Below are 1,931 nucleotides of genomic sequence, written 5' to 3'. Positions count from 1 at the left end.
GGCTCCACTAGCGCCATACACGGCCAGAACAGCCAGGGCAAGCGCCAGCACGAAAGCAATCCAGCCGCCTCCACGTGCCGATTCTCCGTGCGCTGAGTCTTTCCAGCCCAGCACCATCGGCTTGACCAGGTTGTCCTTCTTGATGTGCGCGTAGAACAGGATCGCCGCCACATGCAAAGCCACCAGCGCCAGCAGGACATTCACCGCCAGGAGGTGCCAGCGGGTTGCCAGGTTGCTCAGATCACGCCCGACCAGATCATAGAGCGGCCCGACGAAGGCAATGTCGTCGTTGGCCACCAGGCCCGTCAGTGCCTGGAACAGCGGTACAGCCAGCAAAGCCAATACCGAACAGGCACCGAGTGGATTATGCCCAGGCGCATGCCATTGGCCGCGCAGATAGGCAGCCACTTTGGCCGGCGTTGGAAAAAACCCGGCAAAGCGCGCATAGGTCGACCCCATGACGCCCCAGAGCAGGCGGAAGACGAGCAAACCAAGCACCAGCAGGCCGAGCCGACCATGCCACTCCATCCAGCTGCCACCGGCCTTGCCCGTGACGACCAGGGCAACGATGGCAAGCACCAGCAGCCAGTGGAAAAGGCGGGTGGGCAAATCCCAGATCAGAATTTTGCGTGTTTCAAACATCGCGATCTCCGTCAGTAATGAGCAAAAAAGGGCGCCTCACGGCGCCCCCATAGTCATTCCAGAAAAATTACTTGGCCCGGTAATCGTCGTGGCAGCTCTTGCAGGTGCCGCCCACCGCACCGAATGCAGTCTTCACGGCAGCAGCGTCGCCCGTAGCGGCCGCCTTGGCCAGATCATTGGCAGCCTGATTGAACTCACCGGCAATCTTGCCCACTTTCGCACCTTCGGTGAAGAAAGCCGGCTTGACGCGGGTATCCACCCAGCCCTTGCCCTTATCGCTACCCGGCAGATAGAGCGAACCCATGCCCGAATTGGCAATCGCCTGCAGCACGGTCGCTGCCTTCAGCACTTCTTCCTTGTTGTAGGTGCCTTTCAGGTTGCTGTCGATGCGAGCCATGCTCCAGCCCATAGTGGCGTAAGCCGACTGGCGCCATTTGATGGCATCTTCAACTTTCACCTGGGCGTGCGCCGTCGCGGTCAAAGCCGTAGCCAGAGCAGCAAGAAAGATTTTGGTTTTCATGGCGTATCTCCGTTGTAACTAGAAAAAAAAACGAGACCCCGTCGCCACTCGGCGCAGGATCAAGCTAGCGGACGATTGTAACTCACAGCATTGTCATACAGCACTTCCTGATACAGACTGATACACAAGCCCCTTGGATCTGCCTACACCCATAAAAAAACCCCGGCCACACTGCGCCGGGGTTTCACGTTCAGGACCGGCGCTTAAGCGCGCACGGCCTTCAGTGCCGCATTCAGCGTCGGGCTCGGGCGCATGACTGCCTTGCACTTTTCTGCGTCCGCCTTGTAGTAGCCGCCGATATCCACCGGCTTACCCTGCACGCTCTTCAGTTCTGCGACGATGGTTGCTTCACTGTCGGCCAGCGTTTTGGCCAGCTTGGCAAAATGCGCGGCAAGCTCAGCGTCTTCCTTCTGCGCCGCCAACTCCTGCGCCCAGTACATGGCGAGGTAGAACTGCGAGCCGCGATTGTCGAGTTCGCCAGTCTTCGGCGAGGGCGACTTGTTGTTGTCGAGCAACTTGCCGGTGGCAGCATCCAGCGTCTTGGCCAGCAACTTGGCGCGCGGGTTGTTCTCCTTGATTCCCAGGTCTTCCAGCGATACCGCCAGGGCCAGGAACTCACCCAGCGAATCCCAGCGCAGGTGGTTTTCCTGCGTCAGCTGCTGCACGTGCTTCGGGGCCGAGCCGCCGGCACCGGTTTCATACATGCCGCCGCCGTTCATCAGCGGGACGATGGACAGCATCTTGGCCGAGGTACCCAGTTCCATGATCG

At 59.9% G+C, this 1,931-nt stretch carries 3 protein-coding genes; all 3 read right to left on the bottom strand.

The window, feature by feature from the left end; all coding sequences use genetic code 11:
• The coding region (locus ACE3OH_RS21985) for a cytochrome b/b6 domain-containing protein (protein WP_374358361.1) at positions 1 to 642 on the bottom strand (642 nt) is incomplete at its 3' end.
• Positions 643 to 709: 67 nt separating this feature from the next.
• Positions 710 to 1,162: a cytochrome c gene (locus tag ACE3OH_RS21980; protein WP_374358358.1), complete on the bottom strand. Its 453-nt coding sequence runs from the start codon at positions 1,160 to 1,162 to the stop codon at positions 710 to 712.
• Between the two features lie 203 nt (positions 1,163 to 1,365).
• On the bottom strand, positions 1,366 to 1,931 hold a 566-nt coding region (locus tag ACE3OH_RS21975), incomplete at its 5' end, for an NADP-dependent isocitrate dehydrogenase (RefSeq protein WP_374358355.1).

The organism is Chitinimonas sp., from assembly GCF_041904975.1.
In the GTDB taxonomy this organism is placed as follows: Bacteria; Pseudomonadota; Gammaproteobacteria; order Burkholderiales; family Chitinimonadaceae; genus Chitinimonas.
Note: the sequence above shows the minus strand (reverse complement) of the source record. Positions and strands in the feature narration are given on the sequence as shown.